This window comes from Arthrobacter sp. NPDC058127, from assembly GCF_042884555.1.
Lineage (GTDB): Bacteria > Actinomycetota > Actinomycetes > Actinomycetales > Micrococcaceae > Arthrobacter.
The window spans coordinates 323,208-346,343 of sequence record NZ_JBHVTT010000003.1 but is presented as its reverse complement, the minus strand read 5'-3'; the positions used below and the strand labels follow the sequence as shown (position 1 = coordinate 346,343).

Genomic DNA, 23,136 nt, shown 5'->3' with positions numbered 1-23,136 from the left:
TTCAGCCGATATTTGAGGGGGCGGCCAATGGCCGCCCCCTCAACATGGGTTTAGTAGTTGTCCACTGCGGGCTGGGTGACCTTGGTGCCGGACTGTCCCAGCGTGGAGTCGTAGATCTTCTGCCACACAGAGCCGCCATCGGTGAACATCTTGTTGACGAACTTGCGGAAGGCGGTGTCGCCCTTCTTCAAGCCGACGCCGTACTTCTCAACGGTGAACGGTTGGCCGACCACCTTGAGGTTGTCGGCGTCCTGGGAGGCGTAGCCGATCAGGATTGCCTGGTCGGTAGTCACGGCATCGACCTGGCCGCTCTTGAGGGCCTCGACGCACTGCGAGTACGTGTCGAACTCGGTGGTCTTGGTGCCGGGGAAGTTTGCCTTGATGTTCTGGATGGGGGTTGAGCCGGTGGCTGAACAGACGTTCTTCCCGGACAGGTCCTTCTCACTATTGATTGAGGTGTTGCTCTTCTTGACCAGCAAGCCCTGGCCAGTCACGAAGTAGGGTCCGGCAAAGTCGACCAGCTGCTTGCGCTTGTCGGTGATGGAGTATGTCCCCACGTAGTAGTCGATGTCGCCGTTGGTAATGGCGGACTCGCGGTTGGCCGAAGGGATTGGCTTGAATTCGATCTTGTCCTTGGAGAATCCGAGGGATGCCGCAATCCACTGGGCAACCTGAATATCAAAACCGCTGTACTCGCCGGTCGCGGCATCCTTGAATCCCAGTCCGGGCTGGTCCTGCTTGACGCCGATCGTGACCTTTCCGTTCGACTTGATCTTGTCGAACGTGGGGCTGCCCGTGATGGACACGTTCTGGGCCACCGTGAACGGTGCAGACTCGCTGCTTGGCGCGGTGGTGGAACCCCCGCCGCCACCGCATGCGCTCAGCGAAAGGGCGAGCGCCGCGCTTGCAGCGACCAGGAGGGTTTTCCTCCGGGTGATAAAAGCCTTCATGATATTCCTTTCATTGTGCGGCCACCCCCGCGGCCTGGGTGCGGTGAGTGCTAGTGAGTCAGGAGTTTGGAGAGGAAATCCTTGGCGCGGTTGCTCTGGGGATTGGTGAAGAATTCCTCTGGCTTGGCGTCTTCCACGATCTGGCCGTCGGCCATGAAGACAACGCGGTCGGCGGCTTTGCGCGCAAAGCCCATCTCGTGGGTGACCACGATCATGGTCATGCCTTCCTTGGCCAACTGGACCATGACATCCAGGACCTCGTTGATCATTTCCGGATCAAGTGCCGAGGTCGGCTCGTCGAACAGCATGACCTTCGGCTTCATGGCCAGCGCCCGGGCAATTGCCACGCGCTGTTGTTGTCCGCCGGACAGCTGCGCAGGCATCTTAGGTGCCTGCTGCCCGACGCCAACCCGCTCCAACAACGCCATGGCGTCCTTGTCCGCGGTTGCTTTGTCCAGTTTCTTTACCTTGATCGGCCCCAGGGTGACGTTTTCGAGAATCGTCTTGTGGGCGAACAGGTTGAAGGATTGGAAGACCATCCCGACGTCGGCCCGGAGGAGGGCAAGTTCCTTGCCTTCTTCGGGCAGCTTCTTGCCGTCGATGGAGATCTCACCCGTGTCGATGGTCTCCAAGCGGTTGATGGCCCGGCACAGCGTGGACTTGCCCGAGCCCGACGGCCCGATGACAACCACAACCTCACCCTTTTTGACCTGGAGGTTGATGTCCTTCAGGACATGCAGTTGACCATAGTGCTTGTTGACGCCATTCAGGGAGACGAGGGCATCGCTGGCGGCTTGAATAGTCATGGGACGAATCTAGCGAAGAATTGATTCAAGATGAGCCAGCTCACAATAACTTCCGCAGATCGTGATTCAACAGATACCTGTCTTGCAGGTATTTGACAGTGAATGGTGCGCGGGACATACAACACCGCAAACTACAGGGCCGCGCTGGAACGGCAGCAGCCGCCATCCGCGCTAGCCTAGGTCAATGAGTACCAGCCAGCCCCAAGTTCCTAGTCCAGACGCCAATGGCAAGGCGATGAGCAACGGATCCGCAGCGTCAGCTCCGGCCGTTGCCCCGGAGCCGCCAGCCAAGCACAAAGGACCCTTGGAGCTTCGGCGCAAACAGGCTGCCATGCCGATGTCGGACCAGCGACTCCTGGACACGAGGGGAGCCGACCACTTCATCCACACCGACCCGTGGCGGGTCCTGCGGATCCAGAGTGAGTTCGTTGAAGGCTTCGGCGCGCTTGCTGAGCTCGGTCCCGCTGTCAGTGTCTTTGGTTCCGCCCGCACCAAGCCGGGCACCGGCTATTACGACATGGGCGTGCAGGTCGGCCGCCACCTCGCGGAAGCCGGGGTCGCCGTCATTACCGGCGGTGGCCCGGGATCCATGGAAGCCGCCAACCGGGGCGCTGTTGAGGGCAACGGCGTTTCCGTCGGGCTGGGAATCGAACTGCCCTTCGAACAAGGCCTCAACCGGTGGGTGGACCTTGGCATCAACTTCAGGTACTTCTTCGCCCGCAAGACCATGTTCGTCAAGTACGCCCAAGGGTTCATCGTCCTGCCGGGCGGCCTGGGGACCCTGGACGAACTGTTTGAAGCCATGGTTCTGGTGCAGACCCGCAAGGTGACATCGTTCCCCATCGTCCTCCTGGGGGTCGACTTCTGGAGCCCGATGATCGAATGGATCAAGGGGACCCTGGTGGCCGAAGGCATGGTCTCCGCAAAGGACCTGGACCTGATCCAGCTTGTGGACGATCCCGCGGACGCCGTGCACCGGGTCCTGCACGGAATCCCGCGGCCACCTTCGACCAACGGAGACCAGCGCCCGGAGTAGCGTTGCCGGCGCTGAGCTCCCAGCTGAGTCTGGCACGATGGTTGTTGTGAGCTTTTTTCTGGTCTTTCTCGCGATTGTCATCATCGGTGCCGTGTTGTTCCTCGGCGCCGGAATGGCCAAATCGAGCCGCGACTCCGGCGCCGGGTTGGATGAACCTGTCCCGAACCTGCCTCCGGTTCTGCTACCGGCCGGAGCAAAGGCGTCCGACGTCGACCGGGTGCGGTTTGCCCTTGGCCTGCGGGGCTACCGGATGGACCAAGTGGACGAGGTGCTCGATGAGCTGAGGGATCAGCTGACCTCCCAGGAGAGGGAAATCGAACGGCTGAAACTGGCCCTTGAAGCAGCCGGGAACCAGGAAGAACCAAAAGAGTGACCCAGTCAGTCGAAGCGCGGTCCCCAAAGGGGTACCTGGCCCGAAGACTGCGCCGCCTCGGGGCCCATGCCGCGAGCTGGCCGTGGTGGCTCCAAGTGGCCCTCGTCTACATCGCCTCGAGACTTGTCAGCGCTTGTATCTTCATGGCTGCAGCATTGCAGCAAGGCGTCAATCCGTGGTTCCCGCCCGCACCCGACTACTGGAACTTCATCACCATCTGGGATGGGCGCTGGTACGCCGAAGCCGCAAACAACGGTTATCCGTCTGTTTTGCCGGTCAATGCGAACGGCGGCGTCGCGGAAAATTCCTGGGCGTTCTATCCGCTGTTTCCCTACCTTGCCAGGGCCCTCGGCGCCCTCGCCGGACTGGCGACGCTGCCCGCGCTGACGGTCGTCGCCATGGTGGCCGGGCTCGGAGCGGCCCTGGTGGTCTACAAACTGTTCCGCGAATACGCCGGGCGAACCACGGCACTGTGGGCACTGACCTTCTTCTCGATGTTCCCCGTCTCGGCCATCCTGCAGGTCCCCTACGCTGAATCCCTCAATACCCTGCTCCTGGCGGCTTCCCTCCTGCTGATCGTGCGTCGCAAGTACCTCGGGGCGATACCCGTGGTCTTGCTCATGTGCCTGTCGCGGCCCACCGGCGTGCCCTTCGCAGCCATGGCAGGGCTGCTCCTGCTCCACCACTTGTGGAAGAGGTTCGGGCGCCGCCCATCAGTGCCAGGCGACGTGCCAGCCGGCGTGCCCGCAGCCCGGTCCATTCCGACGCTCCGGGAACTTGGATCGCTGGCCGCGCTCGTAGTGGTCAGCGTGGCTGGGGCTTTCGCTTGGCCGGCCATTGCCTGGGCAGTCACGGGGGATCCGCTCGCCTACACCAAGACCGAAACTGTCTGGCGCGGGGACGACCTCGTTCCGTTCAAGCCGTGGTTCGAGACTGGTCAAATGCTCTTCGGACCGGTACTCGGCATCCTTGCGCCGTTCGTCTTCGTGGCCCTCTTTGCCCTGCTGATGTTGAGCAAACCTGTCCGGGCCCTGGGCACCGAACTGAGACTGTGGTGCACGTGCTACATGGGGTATCTTCTCGTCTTCCTGCACCCCCAGACGAGTACATTCCGGATGCTCTTGCCATTGTTCCCCTTGGCGCTCAGCACGGCCTGGTTGTCCCGTTCGAAGGCCTACCGGGGCACTGTGGTGGTCATGTTCTTCCTCCTCCAGATCGTATGGATCGTCTGGCTGTGGGCGTGGGCGCAGTTGCCGGGCGGCGGCGACTATCCTCCGTGAGGCACCGCGTCGTTTCGCCTGTTCAAGCGCGATCACGGCCCGCCGGGAAAAGTCCATCAATTAGCTACGGGCGGGTAATTACGAGATAATGGACACAAGCAAGGACAAAGGCACTCTCGGGTGCCCGGCGACGACGACTGAACTGCCATGACTGTCGACGCCGTATATTCCACGCGGAGCCAACCCGGCCGGGTTGGCGGGATTTGGGACAACTGGAGGGGATTTTCCTAATGGCGGCTATGAAACCACGTACTGGCGACGGCCCTATGGAAGTAACCAAAGAGGGCCGCAGCCTGATCATGCGTGTGCCGCTCGAAGGCGGAGGACGGCTGGTGGTCGAGCTCAACGCAGCAGAGGCGGCGAACCTCAAGGAATGCCTCGTAGGCGTTACCGAATAGATTCACTGGGCAGGGCCCGGCAGAAGAGCCGGCGCCCTGCTTTCATGTTTAAGCCTGAAAGCGAATGGTGGCCGCTTACTTCTTGACCGCTACGAGCAAGCCGTCGCCGGTGGGAAGCATCGCAGAGGAGAGCCGTTCGTCGTCGCGGATGGCCTTGCCGATCTGGCGCAACACGACGGTGGTGCTGTCCCTGGCAGCCGGATTGGAAACTTTGTCCTTGTCCAGGGCGTCATTGATGACGAGTGTCCCGCCCGACTTGAGCAACCGGATGGCTTGCTCGACGTAGCCGGGAAAGTTGGGTTTGTCGGCGTCGATGAACACGAGGTCGTACGCGGAGTCGGTGAGGCGCGGCAGGACGTCGGCCGCGCGGCCGGAGATGGTCCGGGTGCGGTTCGCCGGACTGCCGGACTCCAGGAAGGCCTCGCGGGCGGCCTTGAGGTGCTCGACGTCGACGTCGATAGTGGTCAGGACAGCCTGCGGGCTGAGGCCCCGCAGCAGGCAGACGCCGGAGACACCTGCCCCGGATCCGACCTCTACAACCGTCTGGGCCTTCGACGCCGCGGCCAGCACCGTCAGGACGGCGCCAACGCCGGGGCTCACGGGAGTAACGCCCAGCTCGAAGGAACGTTCACGGGCGCGAAGCAACACGTCGTCCTCGGCAGGCAGATCTTCTGCATAGGACCAGCTGGTTGACTTGTCGGCACTCATGGGGGTTCGCTTTCCAGGCAGAGGGGTATTGCTTACAGACTACTGGCTACGGGCCGCCCAGCCCGGACGCCTGTGGCGCGCAATTCTGTGTCTTCCAGGTGTCTTCCCCATGATGTTCGCTCTGCGGGAAAAGTGTGACTGCGATCAGCAAAATCTCAGGCAACACTGGGATGATGTATATCCAGCCATCCAAGTGACGGCCGGCAACGAACTCCTGAGTGACCGGCAGGATGACAAACAGTTTGAGGGGAGCGGACGATGCGGGCATCAAGTGCTGCGCCAGTCCAGACAACGGCAGCAGTCCTGGGTTCCACCGACACGGCCCCGCCGGCCGAAGAATGGGTCAGGCCAAGCTGGGAGGAAGTGGTGGAGAACCACTCCGCCAAGGTCTTCCGCCTTGCCTATCGGCTCACTGGAAATAAGTTCGACGCCGAGGACCTCACCCAGGAAGTCTTCGTCAGGGTCTTCCGTTCGCTCGAAAACTTCAAGCCAGGCACACTCGACGGCTGGCTGCACCGCATCACCACCAACCTCTTCCTTGACCAGGCGCGCCGGAAGAGCCGTATACGCTTCGACGCCTTGGCCGAGGACGCCGAATCCCGCCTGCCGGGGCATGAACCCGGTCCGGAGCAGAGCTTCGAGCTGAACAACCTCGATCTCGACGTCCAGCGCGCCCTGGAAGAACTCCCCCCGGACTTTCGCGCCGCCGTCGTGCTTTGCGACCTTGAAGGCCTCTCCTATGACGAAGTTGCCGAAGCGCTCGACGTGAAACTGGGGACCGTCAGGTCCCGCATCCACCGCGGACGGACAATGCTCCGCGAAAAGCTCGCCCACCGGGATCCGCGTCCGGTCCAAGCCCGCAAACCGCGGCTCAAGATGCCGCGCATCGCCGGTCTCCTTTAGTCGCCGATGGGTCTGCTGAAAGGACGACGCGGTGGTTTGGCCCGGGGAACTATCCGGCACAGCCGCGCCCCCGGCCATCTGCAGAAGTGCTCTGAATGCCACGCCGCGGTCCTGCGGGAACGCCAGTACCTCGAACGGCTTCGCCGCGCCGCCGTCCCTGAGGCCAGCCAGGATTTCACCAACAGGCTGATTGAGCACACGCAGCGGTTGGCGCAATCCGATTTTCCTGAGCGCCCTGCGCCTCAGCGAAGCGTGTGGCACGGTGTCCGGCTTGCCAGTGCCGCCGCCGGCGGACTCGCCGTCAGCGCCGGAATCCTCGCGGTTGCAGCCTACGCGCTCGGCGGTGAAGTTGCGCCACAGGCGTCTAACCGGGGAGAGCAGGAAGTCCGGACCTTGGTCAGTTCAACCGTGCCCGGAAACTCCGGCGAGCAGCTGCCCATGACAGGGTCGCAGTTGAGCCTGCCGGTCAGCGTAGCCGGAACGGTGAGCCTGAGCGAGCAGCAGTTGTCCGAGCTGCGGAAAGACGGCTGGGCATGTCCCGAAATGGCAAGCATGGGATACCACGTGGTTTCCGCCCGGGCCTTGATGCAGGACGGGCACCCCGCCGTTGAGCTGCACCTCAGCGACGGTGACCACCACGCCACCATGGTGGAGCAGCACTTGGAGGGCAGCAGCACTTCGGGAACCCAGCTGTCCATCACCCAGGGGGCCCCGTGGCAAGCCGTCTACTCCTCGCCCGTGGCCGTGCTGCGTTATTCCTCCGACATGCCTGCGAACCAGGCTGCGGGAGCCGTTCCGGAGCTCGTGAAGGCCGGCGACTCGCTGATGGTTGCCCGGCCCGCCGAAAACAGTGCAGAGACCTGGAACGAACGCTTGCAACGGGGACTCCACGCCCTGGCCGGCCTCGCGGGTTTCTGAGCGCACCAACAGACAAGGTAATCTTCGATACGTGTTTGGAATCAATGGCTCGGAGTTTCTCATCCTGCTGATCATCGGCGTCATCGTGATCGGTCCCAGCCGTTTGCCTGAATACACGCGGAAGTTGACGAATCTGGTCAAGGAACTGCGGCGCATGGCGTCCGGTGCCCGTGAGCAGATCAAGGAAGAAGTCGGCATCGACATCGATGAAGTCGACTGGAAGAAGTATGACCCGCGCCAGTACGATCCGCGCCGCATCATCAAGGAAGCGCTGCTCGACGACGACACGAAGCCTGTCAGCGACGGTGCGCCCGCCGCTGTAGCAGCCGTGGACGCCGCGCCGAAAGTTCCCGAGCGGGTTGTTGAACGGCTTTCCGTCGGTGAGAAAGCGCCCTTCGACGCTGAGGCCACCTAGAAGCTATTTCGGCTGGATCCCTAGGGACATACCAGCCAGGCCGCGAGGCTTGGCGTTGAGCTTGCCCGCGATGGCCTGAAGTGCCTGTGCGGCGGCCGTCTCCGGAGCCGTCAACACCACGGGGAGGCCTGCGTCTCCGCCTTCGCGCAGACGGATGTCCAAGGGGATTTGTCCCAACAGCGGAACGTCGGTTCCGACGGCGGTGCTCAGCCGCTCAGCCAGCACCTGCCCGCCGCCGCTTCCGAACAACTCCATCCTGCCGCCGTCGGGCAGTTCCAGGAAGGACATGTTCTCCACGACTCCGGCAAGCTTCTGGCCCGTCTGAGTAGCGATGGTTCCGGCGCGCTCGGCAACATCCGCTGCCGCGGCCTGCGGGGTGGTGACCACGAGGATTTCGGCGTTGGGAAGCAACTGCGCCACCGAGATGGCGATGTCGCCCGTGCCGGGCGGAAGATCCAGGAACAGGGCATCCAGATCGCCGAAATAGACATCCGTGAGGAATTGTTCCAGGGCGCGGTGCAGCATGGGCCCGCGCCAGGCCACTGCCTTGTTCCCGGAAACGAACATGCCAATGGAGATCACCTTCACGCCGAAGGCCACGGGCGGGAGGATCATGTCGTCCACCCGTGTGGGCTGCTGCGTGATTCCCATGAGCGCCGGGACGGAGAAACCGTGGACATCGGCGTCGACGATTCCGACGCGCAGCCCTTGTGCCGCAAGGGCACACGCAAGGTTGACCGTCACCGAGGACTTGCCTACACCGCCCTTGCCGCTGGCTACGGCGAAGACCTTCGTCAGGGAGCCCGGTTCGTTGAAGGGGATTCCGCGTTGCCCGCCTGCGCCTCGCAGACGTTCTTTGAGGGCATCGCGTTGCGCTTGCGTCATGACCTTGAGTTCAACCTCGACGCCGGTCACGCCCGGAACCCGCGTAAGGGCGGCAGTGGCGTCGGTCGTGATGGTTTCCCGCAAGGGGCAGCCGGCGATGGTCAGCAGCACCGCAACCCGGACGGTTCCGTCCGGACTGGCCTCGACCGAATCCAGCATCCCCAATTCCGTGATGGGACGGCGGAGTTCGGGATCGATGACGGTTGCCAAGGCAGCGTTGAGGGCCTCGACGGATGGAGTGCTCATGGGGTGGGTGTTCAGCTTTCGGGCTGGTTGGGAGGACCCGGGTTCCGCGCCGGCGCCGTGCCGACGGCCGAGAGGTCGGGTTCGGATTGGTCAGCGCTGGAATGCGCCGGATGGATCTTGGGGATCTGCTGGGTGGGGGGATTGCGCTGTTTGTTGCGCTTGTCCTTGATTTTGTCCTTGGCTTTCTCGCCGTTATTGGAGCCGCCGGAATTGTTCGGACCCAACTCTTCCTGGGCTTCGAGCAGATCTGACAGCAGCGAGCGGAGTTCGGCACGCACGTAATCCCTGGTAGCGACCTCGCGCAAGGCGATGCGGAGGGCCGCGACCTCACGGGTCAGGTATTCGGTGTCAGCCAGATTGCGCTCGTCACGGGCGCGGTCCTGCTCGATTGTCACGCGGTCCCTGTCATCCTGGCGGTTCTGGGCCAGCAGGATCAAGGGCGCAGCGTAGGAGGCCTGCGTGGAGAAGAAAAGATTGAGGAGGATGAACGGGTAGGGATCCCATTGGAAGCCGAACAAGCCAATAACGTTGAACGCGATCCAGACGACCACGAAGATCGTCATGTAGAACAGGAAATTCGCCGTACCCATGTAGCGGGCGAAGCGCTCGGCAAACCGGCCGAAGGCATCGGGATCGCTGCCGAAATTCGGCAGCATGCGGGAGCGCAGCTCGAGCGGCGTGTCCAGTCCTCCGCTGGTGGGCTTCTCAGCCAATTCGGCCTCCTAGTTTCCTGATCGGGGCTCCGTCTTCGTGGGTTCGCCAGTCGTCCGGGAGCAAATGGTCTAAGAGGTCATCAACAGTCACCGCCCCTACGAGACGGCCGGCGCTATTCACGACCGGGAGGGAGTTGAGGTTGTAGGAGGCCATGGTGTGGCTGACCTCGCTGACGCTGGCGTGATCGGAAACCGGCTCCAGGTTCTTGTCCACGATGCTGCCGAGCTGTTCGGGCGGGGCGCTGCGGAGCAATTGCTGGATATGCACGACGCCGAGGAAGCGCCCCGTGGGGGTCTCCAACGGCGGGCGGCAGATAAAGATGGCCGAGGCCAGGGCGGGGGAAAGCTCTTCGCTGCGCACATGGGCCAGCGCTTCAGCGACCGTGGCTTCCGGGGGCAGGATAACGGGAACCGGGGTCATGAGGCCGCCGGCAGTGTCTTCGTCGTACTGCAGGAGCCTGCGGACGTCGTCGGCCTCGTCGGGCTCCATCAGGAGCAGGAGTTCCTCGGCCTTCGCGGAAGGCAGGTCCGCCAACAGGTCGGCGGCGTCGTCCGGGTCCATTTCTTCCAGCACGTCGGCTGCACGTTCGTTGTCCAAAGCGGACAACAGGGTGACTTGGTCTTCTTCGGGCAATTCCTGGAGCACATCGGCGAGGCGTTCGTCCTGCAGCTCGCTGGCCACTTCGATCCGTCGCTTGTCCGACATTTCCTGGAGTGCATCGGCAAAGTCGGCCGGTTTGAGGTCCTCGTGAGTAGCAACGAAGTGGCTTGCACCCTGGGGATCGTTCTCGGAGCCCTGCAGCGTGTCCGCCCAGTCCACAAGGAGGGTATGACCGCGGCGCAACCCCCGGAGCCTGGAGGTGGACGTGCCGCGTCGAATGAAAAGTTTGGAGACCAGCCAGTCACCGTTGCGCTGCTGGTCCATGGCGATGTCTTCGATGATGGCGTCGCCGCTGCCGTCTTTAAGGGTCACCTTGCGGTCAAAGAGCTCGCCGACCACCAGTTGCTCGGCGCCGCGTTGCTGGAAGCGGCGCAGATTGACCAGCCCGGTGCAGATGATCTGGCTCTGGTCCATGGACGTCAGCCTCGTCATGGGAACGAAGACGCGCTTCTTGCCCGGAACTTCGACGACGATACCCACTGCGTGCGGGGCCCCGCGCAGGCCGCGCGAGAGCACCACGACATCGCGCAGCCGGCCCAGGCGATCGCCCAGGGGGTCGAAAACGTCGAGGCCGAGCAAGCGCGCAACAAAGATGCGTGACGGATTTGTGCTCACCCTTACAGGCTACCGAGTCTGCTCTCTTTTAGCTGAATTTCAGCCGGTTCACATGTGTATGGGACAGAATGGGGGTATGGCGAACATTTTCGGTGCCCCCAAGGCCACGGAGGAATCCCGCAGCGTCCCCAAAGGCGACACCGTGGGCTCTTACACTTCCTATCTCGATGCCCAAAAGGCGGTGGATTACCTTGCCGACCAGCAGTTCCCCGTCCAGCATGTCTCCATTGTCGGAAACGACCTCAAAATGGTGGAGCGGGTAACGGGACGGCTCAGTTACCCCCGGGTCGCTTTGTCCGGCGCCCTGAGCGGTATGTGGTTCGGCCTGTTCGTGGGCGTCATGCTTTCGTTCTTCACCCCGGCCGGAGGCCCCTTCTCGATCGTGACGTCGGTCCTCATGGGTGCGGCATTCTTCATGCTCTTTGGGATCGTCACCTACGCTGCGCAGCGCGGGAAGCGGGACTTCACCTCCACCAGCCAGGTGGTGGCGACGAACTATGACGTGATTGTCGCGCTGGAAGCGTCACAGGAAGCCCGCCGGCTACTTCACCAGTTGCCGATGAATCCCGCCGAGGCGGCTTTCGGCCGGCCGCCGCAGGCATACACGCCGCAGGACTACCGGAATCCGCCGGTCCATCCAAGTGCACCGCAGGGCCCGGCCCCGGAGCGCCCGGCTTCTTGGCAGGACCCTTACGGCCAGCGTGGACCCGAAGCAGCACAGGGAACGGCTGGTGAGGCCGCCCAGCCTGTCGCAGATGCCCCGGTCGCGGCCGCGCGGCCAACCACCGGCGTTCGCTACCCGGACCTTCCCGATGGCCGGCCGCAGTACGGTGTGCGGGTGAACGAACCAGGAAACGGCGAGCAGACCGGAAACGGTGAGGATCAGGCGAAGCAGTAGTTATTACTCGGCCCTCAGGGCCGCTACAGGCTCTATTCGAGCCGCCCTGCGGCTCGGTCCTATCGCCGCCAGGCATAAGGCAGTCAAGGTGACAATTGCGATTCCACTGAATGGCAGGACGGAAAAAGTCGTGCTCAGCGTCACGCCGAGTGCCCCGGCGACAAGCTGGGTTAGTACCCACCCAGCCAACTGACCAACGAGAAGTCCCGCAGCCAGCGCCGCAATTCCGATCAAGATCGCGTCAACGGCAACGAGCCTCGTGATGTCGCCCCGGGTGGCACCAATCGCGCGCAACATCCCGAACTCTTTCTCCCGACGAGCGACGCCGACTGAGAACAGGCCGGCCGCGCCGAGCGCGCCGAGACTGAGCGCCAGCACAACGATGCCGAAGGCGGCTCCGGCGTAGGAGCCGAGCTCTGATTCTGCGCGCTCCTTCATTTTGGCGGCAGTGATCACCGAGACCCCAGGGATGTCGGCAACTGAATCAGCGATCGTGTCCCGGAGCGCTGTGACGTCGGCACCCGGCCTCGCTTCTACATTCCAGCCGTTGGATCCAGTAATTCCGAGCTCGGCTGCCGCGTTGCGACTCATCACCACCTGGTTTCCTGTTGCCAAGGACGCGTACGTCCCGACAAGGCGAAGCGAGAGGGTCTTGCCTGCTCGATCTAATTGGACGGTGTCGCCCAAGGAAATATCGCGGCTCGCGGCGAGCGCTTCAGGAATGATGACCGCGCCTCCCTTTTTCAGGGCAGCGGGTGCAGATCCGTCACTTCCCTGACTCCAAGGAAGCTGAGCTGTGGCGAAGTAGCTATTTGGATCGACAGCCAGGATTGCAACCTGGCTCGTGGCGCCTTGGAACTGCAATGCTGCGTGATCCCAAACTGTGCCCGAAACCCTGTTGATCAACTGAATTGCCGCCAGGCGTTCGTCTAATTTTTCAGCGATGGGCGTCGTGGACGATATTTGAATGTCGGCCCCGAATTGACGGCCAATCTGCTCCATCATGGCACTCCGTACAGAGCCGACCCCGATCACAAGGGCCGCAGCCAGGCAGACGACAACGCCCATGATGGCCGTCGTCGAGTCGAGCGATGTGCGGTTGCGTAGACGCTGAGCCGCAGCCTTGCCCGTCCACCCTCTGAAGATCTGTAGCCTGGTGCAGGCGATGAGAATTGACGGAGCAAGGAAGCCCGCGGCGGCCAGCGATATGACGAAGCCAATGAGCTTGACGACGAGCGAGTCGAACAAGTAGCTGCCCGCTCCGAACATGAGGAGCATGATGCCGAGGGCGACGCGGAATTTCTTTGAAGACCTGCGCTCCGCGTCTTCGGGCGAGATGGCCGTAAGAGGGGCCTGGCGCAGCACTTTCACTATGGCCCGGGCCGCCCCGGCGCAGCCCGCGGCGACCCCGCTCAGGATGCCAAGCAGAACTTGCCAAAGTTCGACCGCCACGGTTGCTGGAGGTATGTTGCCAACAGACGATAGGCCTTGGTTGAGGATCCAGCTGACACCAAACCCAAGCCCCAGCCCGACCATCGAGCACGCGAACGCGAGCATCAGTGCCTCACACAAGACGGCGCCCGCCAGCCAGGAACCGCGGGCGCCGACAGCGCGCATGACACCATAAGTCAGCCGGCGGGCATTCACTACGGACTGGAAGGCCATCGCTGATAAGAGGATCGAGATGCCTAGTACGGTGCCGGAGGCGATCATCAAGATGAGTGAAACAACCGCGATGAGGGGACCGAGGGTCGAATTGAAGGCAGAAGTGTCCTGTACTTTGAACTGAGGAGGCAGGCTGGACGAATACTCGCTCTGCCAGCGTTCAGCGGAGGTCCCGGCCGCCAGCTGGATGTCAACCCTCGATACTTGGCCTTGTTGCTTGAAGATCATCTGGGCGTAGGACAAATCGACAAAAATGTTGTCGTACGCCAACGGACCAAGAACCTTGCCATTGAACACGCCCACAATGCGCAGTTGGGTGGTAGCGTCGCTCGACGCGACCACCAGCGAATCGCCAACGTCTACGCCTAAGCGCGAAGCCACGTCAGACGGAACCAGTGCCTCAGGCTTGCTTACGGCAGGGAGCCCGCCCCGAAGCTCAAGCCTCATGAGTTGAAGCTCAGTGTTGAACGTCGTGGGGTAACCCGTAACCGTCAGCGGGCGGCCTGTTCCAACGGTTCCCGCAGGCCGGACGCTCGAATTCCGTGCCAGAGTCGGGATCGGCGTCGCAACGCCAGGGAGATCCGCCACGGCCTTCACTGCGCTCTCCGGGACCGTGGTCCCGGGAATAGCAGGCACGACCGCGACGTCGCCTATGCCCGACAGCGAGCCGGCTCCTTGCGACAGCTGGTCGTTGATGCTCTTCGATGTAAGCAGGGTGCCGAAAGTGAGCGCAACGCCGAACACCAGCGCAACCGCTGCGACTCCATATCGGGAAAAATCAAAGCGAAGTTGCCGCAAACCACGAGCGAACGCGCTCATCATGGTGAGAATCTCCCTCCCGATGTGGTCCGTTGAGGGTCAGGTCGAGTTGATCAACGATCTTCCCGTCCCGCAGGGCGATGATCCGGTCGGCGTAACTCGCAGCATATGGATCATGGGTGACCATCAGCCCGGTCGTGCGACGACCGTCTCCGATCGCGTCGCGAATCAGACGGAGAACAATATCCCTATTCCCGGAGTCGAGGCTTCCTGTCGGCTCATCGGCTAGGACGACGCCAGGAGCCCCGAATAGCGCTCGAGCGACGGCGACCCGCTGACGTTGCCCGCCTGACAATTGATCGGGAAACCTATCGGCATATTCAAGCAATCCCAGCTGATCGAGCAGCACCAGAGCATCTGATCGCCAACGAAAGCCTCTTTGACCGGAAACAATCGATGACAACCCGACGTTCTCCACCACCGTCATGCTCGGAACAAGATGAAATGCCTGGAAAATGAATCCAATATTCTCCCGGCGGAAGATTGTCTTCTGTTTTTCATCCATCTCGGAGACCCGGAGTCCTGCTACGTCTATACTCCCTGCAGTCGGCGAATCGATTCCACCGAGCAATTGGAGCAGGGTTGACTTGCCGGATCCAGATGGGCCAATGACGGCAACAAGTTCACCCGGCTGGATCTCCAGTTCAGCAATGTCCAGTGCGGCTTTCTCGTTTCCGGCACCGTCGTCATAGTGGCGACGAACGCTTTTGAGGGAAATGGCGGGAAGGTTGCCGGTCATGTCTCGATGGCCCAGACCTGGGGGAGCATCCGCTCAAATTCGAACCACATTTCCCATTCTCCGACTTCTCCGGCGAGAAGCTCCGACTCGATGACCTCCCAAACGGCAAGCAGGGAGCGGCGACGTTCTTGCTATCTCACTTGGTTCGTTGGTGGCGATACACAAGCCTCGCCACCAACGAACCAAGCATGGCAACAGCACCAAACGGGGGATCGACTATCGGTGCTGCGCCTAGGAGGAGGGTACAAGTGCCGAGGGGCGTCTCCGTGTGGAATTCGTCAATCTCAGTGGTCAAAACGGCAAATCTCCGTGTAAAAAACCCGAAATTAAGTGGACGGTGGCCGGCGTCTACGTGTTTGAACGCCAGCAGGACATGGCACAGGAGCACCTGCTCATCGCGGCCGGCCATCATTACTAGGGCCGCCCAAAGCAAAAGAGGAGGGCTGCCGGATCATCAAGATCCGGTAGCCCTCCTCTTGCGGTTTGCCTCAGGGGTTACGCTTCGGCGTCCTGGTAGATGCCCGCCATCCAGGACTCGACGTCGTCGGCCTTGCGGGGGAGGGCGGCGCTGAGGTTGACGGGACCGTCAGCCGTCATCAGGATGTCGTCCTCGATCCGGACGCCGATTCCGCGGTATTCCTCCGGAATGGCGAGGTCCTCGTTCTTGAAGTAGAGCCCGGGTTCGATGGTGAACACCATGCCCTCGGTGAGCACGCCGTCCAGGTAGAGATCACGCTTGGCCTGGGCACAGTCATGGACATCCAGACCAAGGTGGTGGCTGGTACCGTGCGGCATCCAGCGGCGGTGCTGCTGGCCTTCGGCACTAATGGCTTCTTCGACGGAGACCGGCAGCAGGCCCCACTCGGCAAGGCGCTCGGCGAGCACCGTGGTGGCGGCCGTGTGGATGTCACGGAACTTCACGCCGGGCTGTGCTGCGGCGAATCCGGCGTCGGCGGCGTCAAGGACGGCTTCGTAGACCTTGCGCTGGACGTCCGAGAACTTTCCGTTGGCCGGAATGGTACGCGTGACGTCGGCTGTGTAGAGCGAGTCTGCCTCCACGCCGGCGTCCAGCAGCAGGAGTTCCCCGGCGTTGACCTTGCCCGTGTTCCGGGTCCAGTGCAGCACCGTGGCGTTGTTTCCGGCGGCCGCGATGGTGTCATAGCCGAGCTCGTTCCCTTCCTCACGGGCACGCGCGAAGAAAGCGCCTTCAATAACGCGTTCGCCGCGGTGGTGGGTCATGGCGCGGGGGAGGGCACGGACGACGTCGGCGAAACCCTCCACGGTCGCGGCCACGGCGATCTTCATCTGCTCGATTTCCCAGGCGTCCTTGAGTAAGCGCAACTCGGAGAGCGCCTCGCTGAGCAGTTCGTCGAGGGCATCGAGTTCGCCGAGGTCCAGGTTCTCCGGATCCTTGGCGGTGTTGTAGCGGGCGGTGTCCACGAGGGCATCGATGTTCTCGTCGACTTTGCGGACCAGGCGGATGGAGATGCCACCGATTTCCGGGGCGCCTACGTTCTTGGTGATGGCCATCTCGAGTTCGTCGAGATGTGCCGTCCTGAGTCCGAGGCGCGCTTCGAATTCTTCGAGCGTTGGGCGCGCGCCGATCCAGAACTCACCGGAACGCGAGTCGGCGTAGAACTGTTCCGTGTCCCGGCCGGCCAGCGGGCGGAAGTAGAGCGTCGCGAGGTGGTTGCCGCCGTCGTCGCCGGTTCCCTCCTCGACAGGTTCCAGGACCAGCACGGCGTCGGGCTCGTGGTCCAGGCCCAAGCCCGTGAGGTGGGCAAAACCGGAGTGTGGGCGGAAGCGGTAGTCGCAATCGTTCGAGCGGACCTTGAGCGGGCCGGCCGGTACGACGAGTCGTAGGCCCGCGAACTTGTCGGAGATGGCCCGACGTCGGGTGGCGGCGTGGTCTGCGACGGCGTCACGTGCAGGGGTTACCTGCGGCGAGGGCGCCCAATTGCTGGCCATGAACGCCTTGAAGGCATCGGATGTGGGCCGCTGGGAGCGGTTGTTGACGCGCTCCTCCAGTGGCTGGGAGGCTGTGGTTTCACCGTTTTGGGTGTTTTCTGCATCGTTCACCGTCCCATCGTCCCATCAAGGCCGACACTAGGCCAACGCCGCAACGGTCCAAGCCGCCCCTAATCAAATACGCTTGGAAAGTGAAGATCGACCTGCACGCGCACTCCAATGTTTCCGACGGGACCGAGGCTCCCGCGGGAGTGATCGCTTCCGCGTCTGCTGCGGGTCTGGATGTGGTGGCCCTGACCGACCACGACTCCACCGACGGATGGGAGCAGGCCTCCGTCGCGGCCCTCGAATTCGGGGTGGCTTTCGTTCCGGGGATTGAGATCTCGTGCCGCACCCGGGAAGGGATCAGCGTCCACCTGCTGAGCTACCTCCATGATCCCGCACATCCAGGCCTGCTCGAGGAAATCACCAAGGCGAAGGACGCGAGGCTCACCCGCGCCAAGCGCATGGTCACGCTTTTGGCGGAGGATTACCCCTTGAGCTGGGACGATGTCATTCATCATGTGGCTCCGGGTGCCACAGTGGGCCGGCCCCACATCGCCGACGCCCTCGTGGCCGCCGGTGCAGTTGCGAGCCGCTCCGAAGCGTTCACCGCGATCCTGACTTCGCACTCGCGCTACTTCGTGCAGCACTACGCACCCGACCCGGCGCTCGCCGTCGAGCTCGTCCGCGCGGCGGGCGGTGTCCCTGTTTTCGCGCATCCAGTGGCTTCGGCCCGCGGCCGGGTAGTCGGGGAACGGACTTACCGGGAAATGATCGACGCCGGCCTCCTGGGGCTGGAAGTGGAACACCGCGACAATCCCGAGGAAGGCCGCGTGTTCCTGCGCCGCCTGGCCGCCGAACACGGCTTGTTCATGACCGGTTCGTCCGACTACCACGGAACCGGCAAGCCCAATCTGCTCGGGGAGAACCTGACGTCCCCCGAGGTCCTGGCCCGCATCGAGGAACTGGGCACGGGAAGTTTTGTGGTCCGCTAGGTGGGATAGAAGGTGGCCTTGCCGTCCAGGCGCTTCCGCATCACTTCGATTGCCGGGGCGTTCTGGTCCACGCACACGAACTTGCGCTCGAGTTTCGCCGCGACTGAACCGAGGGTGCCCGAGCCGGCGAAGAAATCGAGGCACCAGTCTCCTGGCCGGCTCGATGCCGTGACGATCCGCCGGACCAGTCCTTCGGGCTTTTGCGTCGGGTAGCCGGTCTTTTCCTTGCCGGTCGGGGAAACGATGGTGTGCCACCAAACATCCGTGGGAAGCTTCCCCAGTTCGCGTTTGGCGGGCGTCACGAGGCCAGGTGCCATGTACGGCTCACGGTCAACCTCGGCGTTGTCGAAGTGGTACTTCGAGGGGTTCTTGACGTACACGAGGATATTGTCGTGCTTGGTGGGCCAGCGGTTCTTGGCGCGTGCGCCATAGTCGTAGGCCCAGATGATCTCGTTCAGGAAACACTCCCTGCCGAAGATCGCGTCCAGCATGACCTTGGCGTAGTGCACCTCGCGGTAGTCGAGATGCAAGTACAAAGTGCCGTCGTCCGCGAGCAGGCGCCAGGCCTCCACGAGCCGGGGTTCCAGGAAGGACCAGTAGTCGCTGAACGCGTCGTCGTAGCGGTGCAGGGCGCCCTTGATGGTGTCATACGAGCGCCCCTTGAAGCCGACGCGGTCGCCGTCGCCATCGGCGTTGCGGACCATGCGCGTTTCCTGGCGGCTCTGGACCCGGCCCGTATTGAAGGGCGGGTCCACGTAAATCAGTGTGAAGGCGCCGTCCGGCAGCGTCGGGAGGAAATCCGCGTTGTCCGCGTGAACCACCAAATTGCTGCCGTCCGGCGCCCAAACAAGGTCAGTCATTGAGGCCGTTAAGCCTCGGTGCTCTCGCCGGATGCACCGGAAGCGGATACCACTTCGCCGTTGCGGCGGCGGGTGCGGGAACGACGTGCGCGGGCAGGCTTGTCAGCGCCCTCGCCGGACTGCGGCTCGGCAGACTGGGCCGTTGCCTCAGCGGGGGCTGCCTCACCTTCGGACGTACGACGGCGGCGGGTTCGGTTGCGTCCGCCGTCACCGTCGCCTTCCCGGGACGGAGCGTCGCCGGACTTGGGACCGCGGCGGGCACCTTCACGGCCACCGTCACGGCCGGAGCGTCCACGCGCGGAATCGCCGCTGGAACGGGAGTTCTTCTTGCCGGTCTCGCCCAGGTCTTCAAGGACCTCGGCGTCGACGCCCGCAAGGGTGCGCTGGTTGCGGGGCAGGCGGCCTTTGGTGCCTTCCGGAATATCCAGGTCCGAGAACAGGTGCGGGGACGAAGAGTACGTCTCCACGGGCTCGGGAGAGCTCAACCCGAGGGCCTTGTTGATGAGGGCCCAGCGGGGGACGTCGTCCCAGTCGACGAACGTGACCGCGGTGCCCTTGTTGCCGGCACGGCCGGTGCGGCCAACGCGGTGCAAGTAGATCTTTTCGTCTTCGACACACTGGTAGTTGATGACGTGCGTGACGTCGTCCACGTCGATGCCCCGGGCGGCGACATCCGTGGCCACCAGGACGTCGACCTTGTTGTTGCGGAAGGCGCGCAGGGCCTGCTCGCGGGCGCCCTGGCCGAGGTCGCCGTGGATAGCCGCGGCAGCGAAGCCGCGATCCACGAGTTCCTCGGCAACCTTGGCTGCGGTGCGCTTGGTCTTGGTGAAGATGATGGTCCGGCCACGGCCGCGTGACTGCAGAATGCGGGCCACGACCTCGATCTTGTCCATGCTGTGGGCACGGTAGATCAGCTGGCGGATGTCTCGCTTGGTCAGGCCTTCGTCGTTCGGGTCGGCGGCACGGATGTGCGTGGGCTGCGTCATGTAGCGGCGGGCCATGGCAATGACCGGGCCGGGCATGGTTGCCGAGAAGAGAAGAGTCTGGCGGACGGCGGGAGTGCCGGCAATCAGCGTCTCCACGTCCGGAAGGAAGCCGAGGTCAAGCATCTCGTCTGCTTCGTCGAGAATCACCATGCGAACGTTCTTGAGGTTCAGGTGCTTCTGCTTGTAGAGGTCGATCAATCGGCCGGGCGTGCCGACAGCAACCTCGACGCCCTTCTGCAGGGCTTCGATCTGGGGCTCGTAAGCGCGGCCGCCGTAGATGGTAGCGATGCGGGCGTTGCGCTTCCGCGATGCTGTCTGGAGGTCGTTGGCCACCTGAACGGCGAGTTCACGGGTAGGAACAATCACGAGGGCCTGGGGTGCGCCCGGGACAGCGAGCTTTTCATGGCCGGCGTCGCCGGGTCCGACGACGCGCTGCAGCGCCGGAATGCCGAAGCCGAGGGTCTTTCCGGTGCCGGTCTTGGCCTGGCCGATGATGTCGTGACCGCCCAAGGCCACCGGGAGGGTCATGGCCTGGATGGGGAAGGGGTGGGTGATTCCGGCATCGGCGAGGGATTCAACGATGTCGGCGCGGACGTTGTAGTCGGCGAAGGACTTTTCTGCGATCTCGTGCGGTGTTTCGTCCGAGGAAATGGTTTCCTCGGGTTCGATCGTTTCGGTTCCGTCTGTCAGAACTTCATGGGTGTGCAATTCACTCACAGTGGAGTTTTCCTTATTCATTTTGGGCTGCGCTGCGTGCTCAACGGTTGTGGCCGGGCCGTTCCGGAGCACGAATGGGCGCAAGCAAATCCAGTGGAAGCCGATCGCGGGCTATCTAAATACTGGCACTGGGGACCAGCTGGTGTATCTCAAGATCGCGTAGGGGCGGGCTTGTTGATGTCAAGAAAATTAACTGAATCAACGACCGGGCATCCATTACTACTCACACAGTCTAGCGTCTGGGGGCAATAAACCCCGGATCGCGGTTCCAGGCCTGCGAACTGAGTGCGCTACGGGAGCAGTTCGAAGGTGATTTCGCGGGTGGCGATGTCCGCGTCAAGCAGTTTCACACGGACCTTCGTACCGGACTCCATTTCGCCGTCGCAACGAGCGGTGACCGCGGGTTCGGCGATCTGGACGATGCCGTAGGGGCCGTGCGGGGCTCCGTTCCCATTGCCGTTTCCGTTGTTGGTGTGGTTCCCGTTGTTGTTCCCGTTGCCGTTTCCGTTGTTCTTGGCGGGTTTCGATCCGGAGATCACGACGGCGTCGAATTCCTGTCCGATGTGGTTCACCAGGAGTGCTGCCTCCACGGTGTCCAGGGCCAGGCGCTCCATTTTGGCGGCAAGCTGGTCGGATGACGCCATGATCTCGGGCAGGCTCGGCAAAGCGTCCCTGGCCCATGCAGGGATCTCTGTTCCATTACTCAGTGCTTCGCAGATGACCAGGACAAAACGATCGACCAGCCTGCGCAATGGCGCCGTGGTGTGGGCGTACGGTGCGCCGATGGCTGACTGCATGACGCTTCCCGGTACTTCGCCGTCGAAAGGCGTGTAGCCGGCGCCGCGGAAAAGCAGCCCCGCGGAGTGGAGGATGGCCAGTTGCCGGGGGTCCTTGGCGTCGAGGGTCCGCAGGTACTCGCCATAGCTGGTCCCCTCGGTCCAGGGCTTGCCGAGTGCCCCCGTTTGCCGTTTGAAATGGAGCAGCGAGCGTTCATCGGGCGCCGGCATGGTGCGCAGGATTCCCACTTTGCCGTCGAGCATCAGTTGCGCGGCGGCCATCCCGGTCATGAGGGAAATCTGGGCGTTCCAGTCCTCCACCGGCAGCGAGGGAGCTGCGACGATCCTGTACCCCTCGCCGTCGGGCAATTGGACGATTTCCTGTTCAGGCATGTTCAGGCTTGCTCCGCCGCGGCGGCGTTCGAGTTCCACCCGCTTGAGCCCGACGTCCTTGAGGAGTTGGAGGACCGGATCGGCCGTTCCGGAATCGATCTCCGCCTGGACACCCTTGTAGTTGAGCTTCGCGCGGCTGCGAACGCTTGCCCGGCGGACGGAGACGGTGCGGAACTCCGCCTCGGCATCGAGTTCGAAGTCCCATACAAATGCGCCGCACGTTTGGCCGGCCAACAGGCTTCCGGCATGCTCGCTGATGATCTCGGGGTGCAGCGGTATGCGGCCATCCGGGGCGTAGTATGTTTGCCCCCGGTGGCGGGTCTCGGCGTCGAGCGCTCCTCCGGGCGGCACAAAGGATGGCACATCGGAGATGGCGTAGAGAACCCTGTAACCATCGCCGGAACGGTCAATGAAGAGGGCCTGGTCCAGATCGGTGGAAGAGGCCGGGTCGATCGTGATGAACGGAACGTCCGTGAGGTCCTGCACCGGCAGGGTGTGTCCGGAAACCGCGGCTTCGGCGTCACGCAGCGCTTCAACGGGATAGCCGGCGGGCAGCTCGAGTTCAGTCCGAAGCGCCGCCAGTGCTTCCGCGAGCCGGTTCGACGTTTCACTGACATTCGGGGCTATCCGCTGATGTGACACGAAAGTCAGGGTAACTCCAAAATCTTTCGGCGTCTCGCTAGGCCGCCGCTGCGTCAAGGGCGGCCAGGAGTGCCTGGGCCGCCGCCGTCGGATCCTGTGCTTCGGTGATGGCTCGCACCACCACGATGCGGCTGGCGCCGGCCCGCACTACCTCTTCCACGTTGCTGAGATCGATGCCGCCGATCGCAAACCAAGGGAGCACAACACCGCCGACGGTCTCCTCGTCTGCCTGCTTCACCGCGTTGGCGGCGTACTTCACCAGATCGAGCCCGACGGCGGAGCGTCCGGGCTTGGTGGGGGTGGCCCATACCGGCCCGACGCAGAAGTAGTCCAGCCCGCTGCGGCCGGGTGATGCGGCGATGGCTGCGTCAATCTGTTCCGGCGTGTGCGTGGAGAGCCCGATGATGGCGGGGTCGTGGAGCAGCTTCCGGGCCGCCCGCAGTGGAATGTCCTTTTGGCCGATATGGAACACCGGTGCGCCGGAGAGGGAAGCTACGTCCGCGCGGTCGTTGACGGCCCAGAGACGGCCGTGGCGGTGCGCCACGGATTGCAGGATCTCCAGGAGCTCCAGTTCCTCTGCCGCTTCGATGGTCTTGTCGCGCAGCTGGATGATGTCCACGCCGCCCTCGAATGCGGCGTCGACAAACTGCTCAAAATCACCCTGTTGCTTGCGGGCGTCGGTGCAGAGGTAGAGGCGGGCGGTGGTGTGGACATCGTGCTGGGTCATGG

23 protein-coding genes are annotated in these 23,136 nt (G+C 63.1%); 10 read left to right on the top strand and 13 right to left on the bottom strand.

Going from position 1 to position 23,136, the window contains the following annotated elements; genetic code table 11:
• Window positions 1-50: 50 nt before the first annotated feature.
• Window positions 51-950, bottom strand: coding sequence for a glutamate ABC transporter substrate-binding protein (locus ACFVTG_RS07740; RefSeq protein ID WP_284751619.1), 900 nt, complete (start codon window positions 948-950; stop codon window positions 51-53).
• Between the two features lie 50 nt (window positions 951-1,000).
• On the bottom strand, window positions 1,001-1,756 hold the full coding sequence (locus tag ACFVTG_RS07735) for an amino acid ABC transporter ATP-binding protein (protein WP_284751618.1): 756 nt from the start codon (window positions 1,754-1,756) through the stop codon (window positions 1,001-1,003).
• Window positions 1,757-1,991: 235 nt separating this feature from the next.
• On the opposite strand from ACFVTG_RS07735, the gene ACFVTG_RS07730 reads away from it, so the two are divergent.
• The 4 genes from ACFVTG_RS07730 (at window position 1,992) to ACFVTG_RS07715 (ending at window position 4,843) form a co-directional block, all read left to right on the top strand.
• A complete protein-coding gene (locus ACFVTG_RS07730; protein ID WP_284751617.1) occupies window positions 1,992-2,792 on the top strand; it encodes a TIGR00730 family Rossman fold protein in 801 nt (266 codons plus the stop codon).
• 37 nt (window positions 2,793-2,829) lie between these two features.
• Entirely contained in the window at window positions 2,830-3,165 is a 336-nt protein-coding gene (locus ACFVTG_RS07725; protein ID WP_390279317.1) for a DivIVA domain-containing protein, read from the top strand.
• 35 nt (window positions 3,166-3,200) lie between these two features.
• Window positions 3,201-4,445 (top strand): hypothetical protein, encoded by a 1,245-nt coding sequence (locus tag ACFVTG_RS07720; RefSeq protein WP_390279362.1) that lies wholly within the window; start codon window positions 3,201-3,203, stop codon window positions 4,443-4,445.
• 230 nt (window positions 4,446-4,675) lie between these two features.
• Window positions 4,676-4,843, top strand: a complete 168-nt coding sequence (locus ACFVTG_RS07715) for a DUF3117 domain-containing protein (RefSeq protein WP_009357720.1) — start codon at window positions 4,676-4,678, stop codon at window positions 4,841-4,843.
• 75 nt (window positions 4,844-4,918) lie between these two features.
• On the opposite strand, the gene ACFVTG_RS07710 is transcribed toward ACFVTG_RS07715, so the two are convergent.
• Window positions 4,919-5,551, bottom strand: a complete 633-nt coding sequence (locus ACFVTG_RS07710; RefSeq protein ID WP_028264931.1) for an O-methyltransferase — start codon at window positions 5,549-5,551, stop codon at window positions 4,919-4,921.
• A 258-nt stretch (window positions 5,552-5,809) separates the two neighbouring features.
• On the opposite strand from ACFVTG_RS07710, the gene sigE reads away from it, so the two are divergent.
• The 3 genes from sigE to ACFVTG_RS07695 are packed head-to-tail and all read left to right on the top strand — an operon-like array spanning window position 5,810 to window position 7,787.
• Window positions 5,810-6,454 (top strand): RNA polymerase sigma factor SigE, encoded by a 645-nt coding sequence (sigE, locus tag ACFVTG_RS07705; protein WP_234748318.1) that lies wholly within the window; start codon window positions 5,810-5,812, stop codon window positions 6,452-6,454.
• A gap of 36 nt (window positions 6,455-6,490) precedes the next feature.
• Window positions 6,491-7,372, top strand: coding sequence for a hypothetical protein (locus tag ACFVTG_RS07700; RefSeq protein ID WP_390279315.1), 882 nt, complete (start codon window positions 6,491-6,493; stop codon window positions 7,370-7,372).
• A gap of 31 nt (window positions 7,373-7,403) precedes the next feature.
• Window positions 7,404-7,787, top strand: coding sequence for a twin-arginine translocase TatA/TatE family subunit (locus ACFVTG_RS07695; RefSeq protein WP_284751614.1), 384 nt, complete (start codon window positions 7,404-7,406; stop codon window positions 7,785-7,787).
• A 3-nt stretch (window positions 7,788-7,790) separates the two neighbouring features.
• Here ACFVTG_RS07695 and ACFVTG_RS07690 read toward each other — a convergent pair whose 3' ends face one another.
• The 3 genes from ACFVTG_RS07690 to ACFVTG_RS07680 are packed head-to-tail and all read right to left on the bottom strand — an operon-like array spanning window position 7,791 to window position 10,907.
• Window positions 7,791-8,918 carry an Mrp/NBP35 family ATP-binding protein gene (locus tag ACFVTG_RS07690; RefSeq protein ID WP_390279313.1) on the bottom strand — a complete coding sequence of 376 codons (1,128 nt, stop codon included), beginning with the start codon at window positions 8,916-8,918 and terminating at the stop codon, window positions 7,791-7,793.
• An 11-nt stretch (window positions 8,919-8,929) separates the two neighbouring features.
• Window positions 8,930-9,574 carry a DUF1003 domain-containing protein gene (locus ACFVTG_RS07685; RefSeq protein WP_284751707.1) on the bottom strand — a complete coding sequence of 215 codons (645 nt, stop codon included), beginning with the start codon at window positions 9,572-9,574 and terminating at the stop codon, window positions 8,930-8,932.
• Between the two features lie 49 nt (window positions 9,575-9,623).
• Window positions 9,624-10,907: a magnesium transporter MgtE N-terminal domain-containing protein gene (locus ACFVTG_RS07680; protein ID WP_236812034.1), complete on the bottom strand. Its 1,284-nt coding sequence runs from the start codon at window positions 10,905-10,907 to the stop codon at window positions 9,624-9,626.
• A 76-nt stretch (window positions 10,908-10,983) separates the two neighbouring features.
• On the opposite strand from ACFVTG_RS07680, the gene ACFVTG_RS07675 reads away from it, so the two are divergent.
• Entirely contained in the window at window positions 10,984-11,805 is an 822-nt protein-coding gene (locus tag ACFVTG_RS07675) for a general stress protein (protein WP_284751612.1), read from the top strand.
• Window positions 11,806-11,808: 3 nt separating this feature from the next.
• Here the strand turns inward: ACFVTG_RS07675 and ACFVTG_RS07670 are convergent, their stop codons facing one another.
• Both ACFVTG_RS07670 and ACFVTG_RS07665 read right to left on the bottom strand, forming a co-directional pair.
• A complete protein-coding gene (locus ACFVTG_RS07670) occupies window positions 11,809-14,292 on the bottom strand; it encodes an FtsX-like permease family protein (RefSeq protein WP_390279310.1) in 2,484 nt (827 codons plus the stop codon).
• Complete coding sequence (locus ACFVTG_RS07665; RefSeq protein WP_390279308.1) at window positions 14,249-15,028, bottom strand: ABC transporter ATP-binding protein; 780 nt, start codon at window positions 15,026-15,028, stop codon at window positions 14,249-14,251. Before ACFVTG_RS07665 ends, ACFVTG_RS07670 begins: the two co-directional genes overlap by 44 nt.
• A gap of 268 nt (window positions 15,029-15,296) precedes the next feature.
• On the opposite strand from ACFVTG_RS07665, the gene ACFVTG_RS07660 reads away from it, so the two are divergent.
• The gene (locus ACFVTG_RS07660) at window positions 15,297-15,446 is read left to right on the top strand and encodes a hypothetical protein (RefSeq protein WP_390279306.1); all 150 of its coding nucleotides are present in this window, start codon (window positions 15,297-15,299) and stop codon (window positions 15,444-15,446) included.
• Window positions 15,447-15,523: 77 nt separating this feature from the next.
• On the opposite strand, the gene ACFVTG_RS07655 is transcribed toward ACFVTG_RS07660, so the two are convergent.
• Entirely contained in the window at window positions 15,524-17,107 is a 1,584-nt protein-coding gene (locus tag ACFVTG_RS07655; RefSeq protein WP_390279304.1) for an aminopeptidase P family protein, read from the bottom strand.
• A gap of 80 nt (window positions 17,108-17,187) precedes the next feature.
• On the opposite strand from ACFVTG_RS07655, the gene ACFVTG_RS07650 reads away from it, so the two are divergent.
• Window positions 17,188-18,033, top strand: coding sequence for a PHP domain-containing protein (locus ACFVTG_RS07650; protein ID WP_284751607.1), 846 nt, complete (start codon window positions 17,188-17,190; stop codon window positions 18,031-18,033).
• On the opposite strand, the gene ACFVTG_RS07645 is transcribed toward ACFVTG_RS07650, so the two are convergent.
• From ACFVTG_RS07645 to thiE, 4 genes are all read right to left on the bottom strand, one after another.
• Window positions 18,030-18,893, bottom strand: coding sequence for a site-specific DNA-methyltransferase (locus tag ACFVTG_RS07645; protein WP_284751606.1), 864 nt, complete (start codon window positions 18,891-18,893; stop codon window positions 18,030-18,032). The genes ACFVTG_RS07650 and ACFVTG_RS07645 overlap by 4 nt on opposite strands.
• Before the next feature lie 8 nt (window positions 18,894-18,901).
• Entirely contained in the window at window positions 18,902-20,596 is a 1,695-nt protein-coding gene (locus ACFVTG_RS07640; protein WP_390279302.1) for a DEAD/DEAH box helicase, read from the bottom strand.
• 290 nt (window positions 20,597-20,886) lie between these two features.
• Window positions 20,887-22,407 carry an RNB domain-containing ribonuclease gene (locus ACFVTG_RS07635; protein WP_390279300.1) on the bottom strand — a complete coding sequence of 507 codons (1,521 nt, stop codon included), beginning with the start codon at window positions 22,405-22,407 and terminating at the stop codon, window positions 20,887-20,889.
• A gap of 37 nt (window positions 22,408-22,444) precedes the next feature.
• A complete protein-coding gene (gene thiE / locus ACFVTG_RS07630) occupies window positions 22,445-23,134 on the bottom strand; it encodes a thiamine phosphate synthase (protein ID WP_284751603.1) in 690 nt (229 codons plus the stop codon).
• Between the last annotated feature and the right edge of the window lie 2 nt (window positions 23,135-23,136).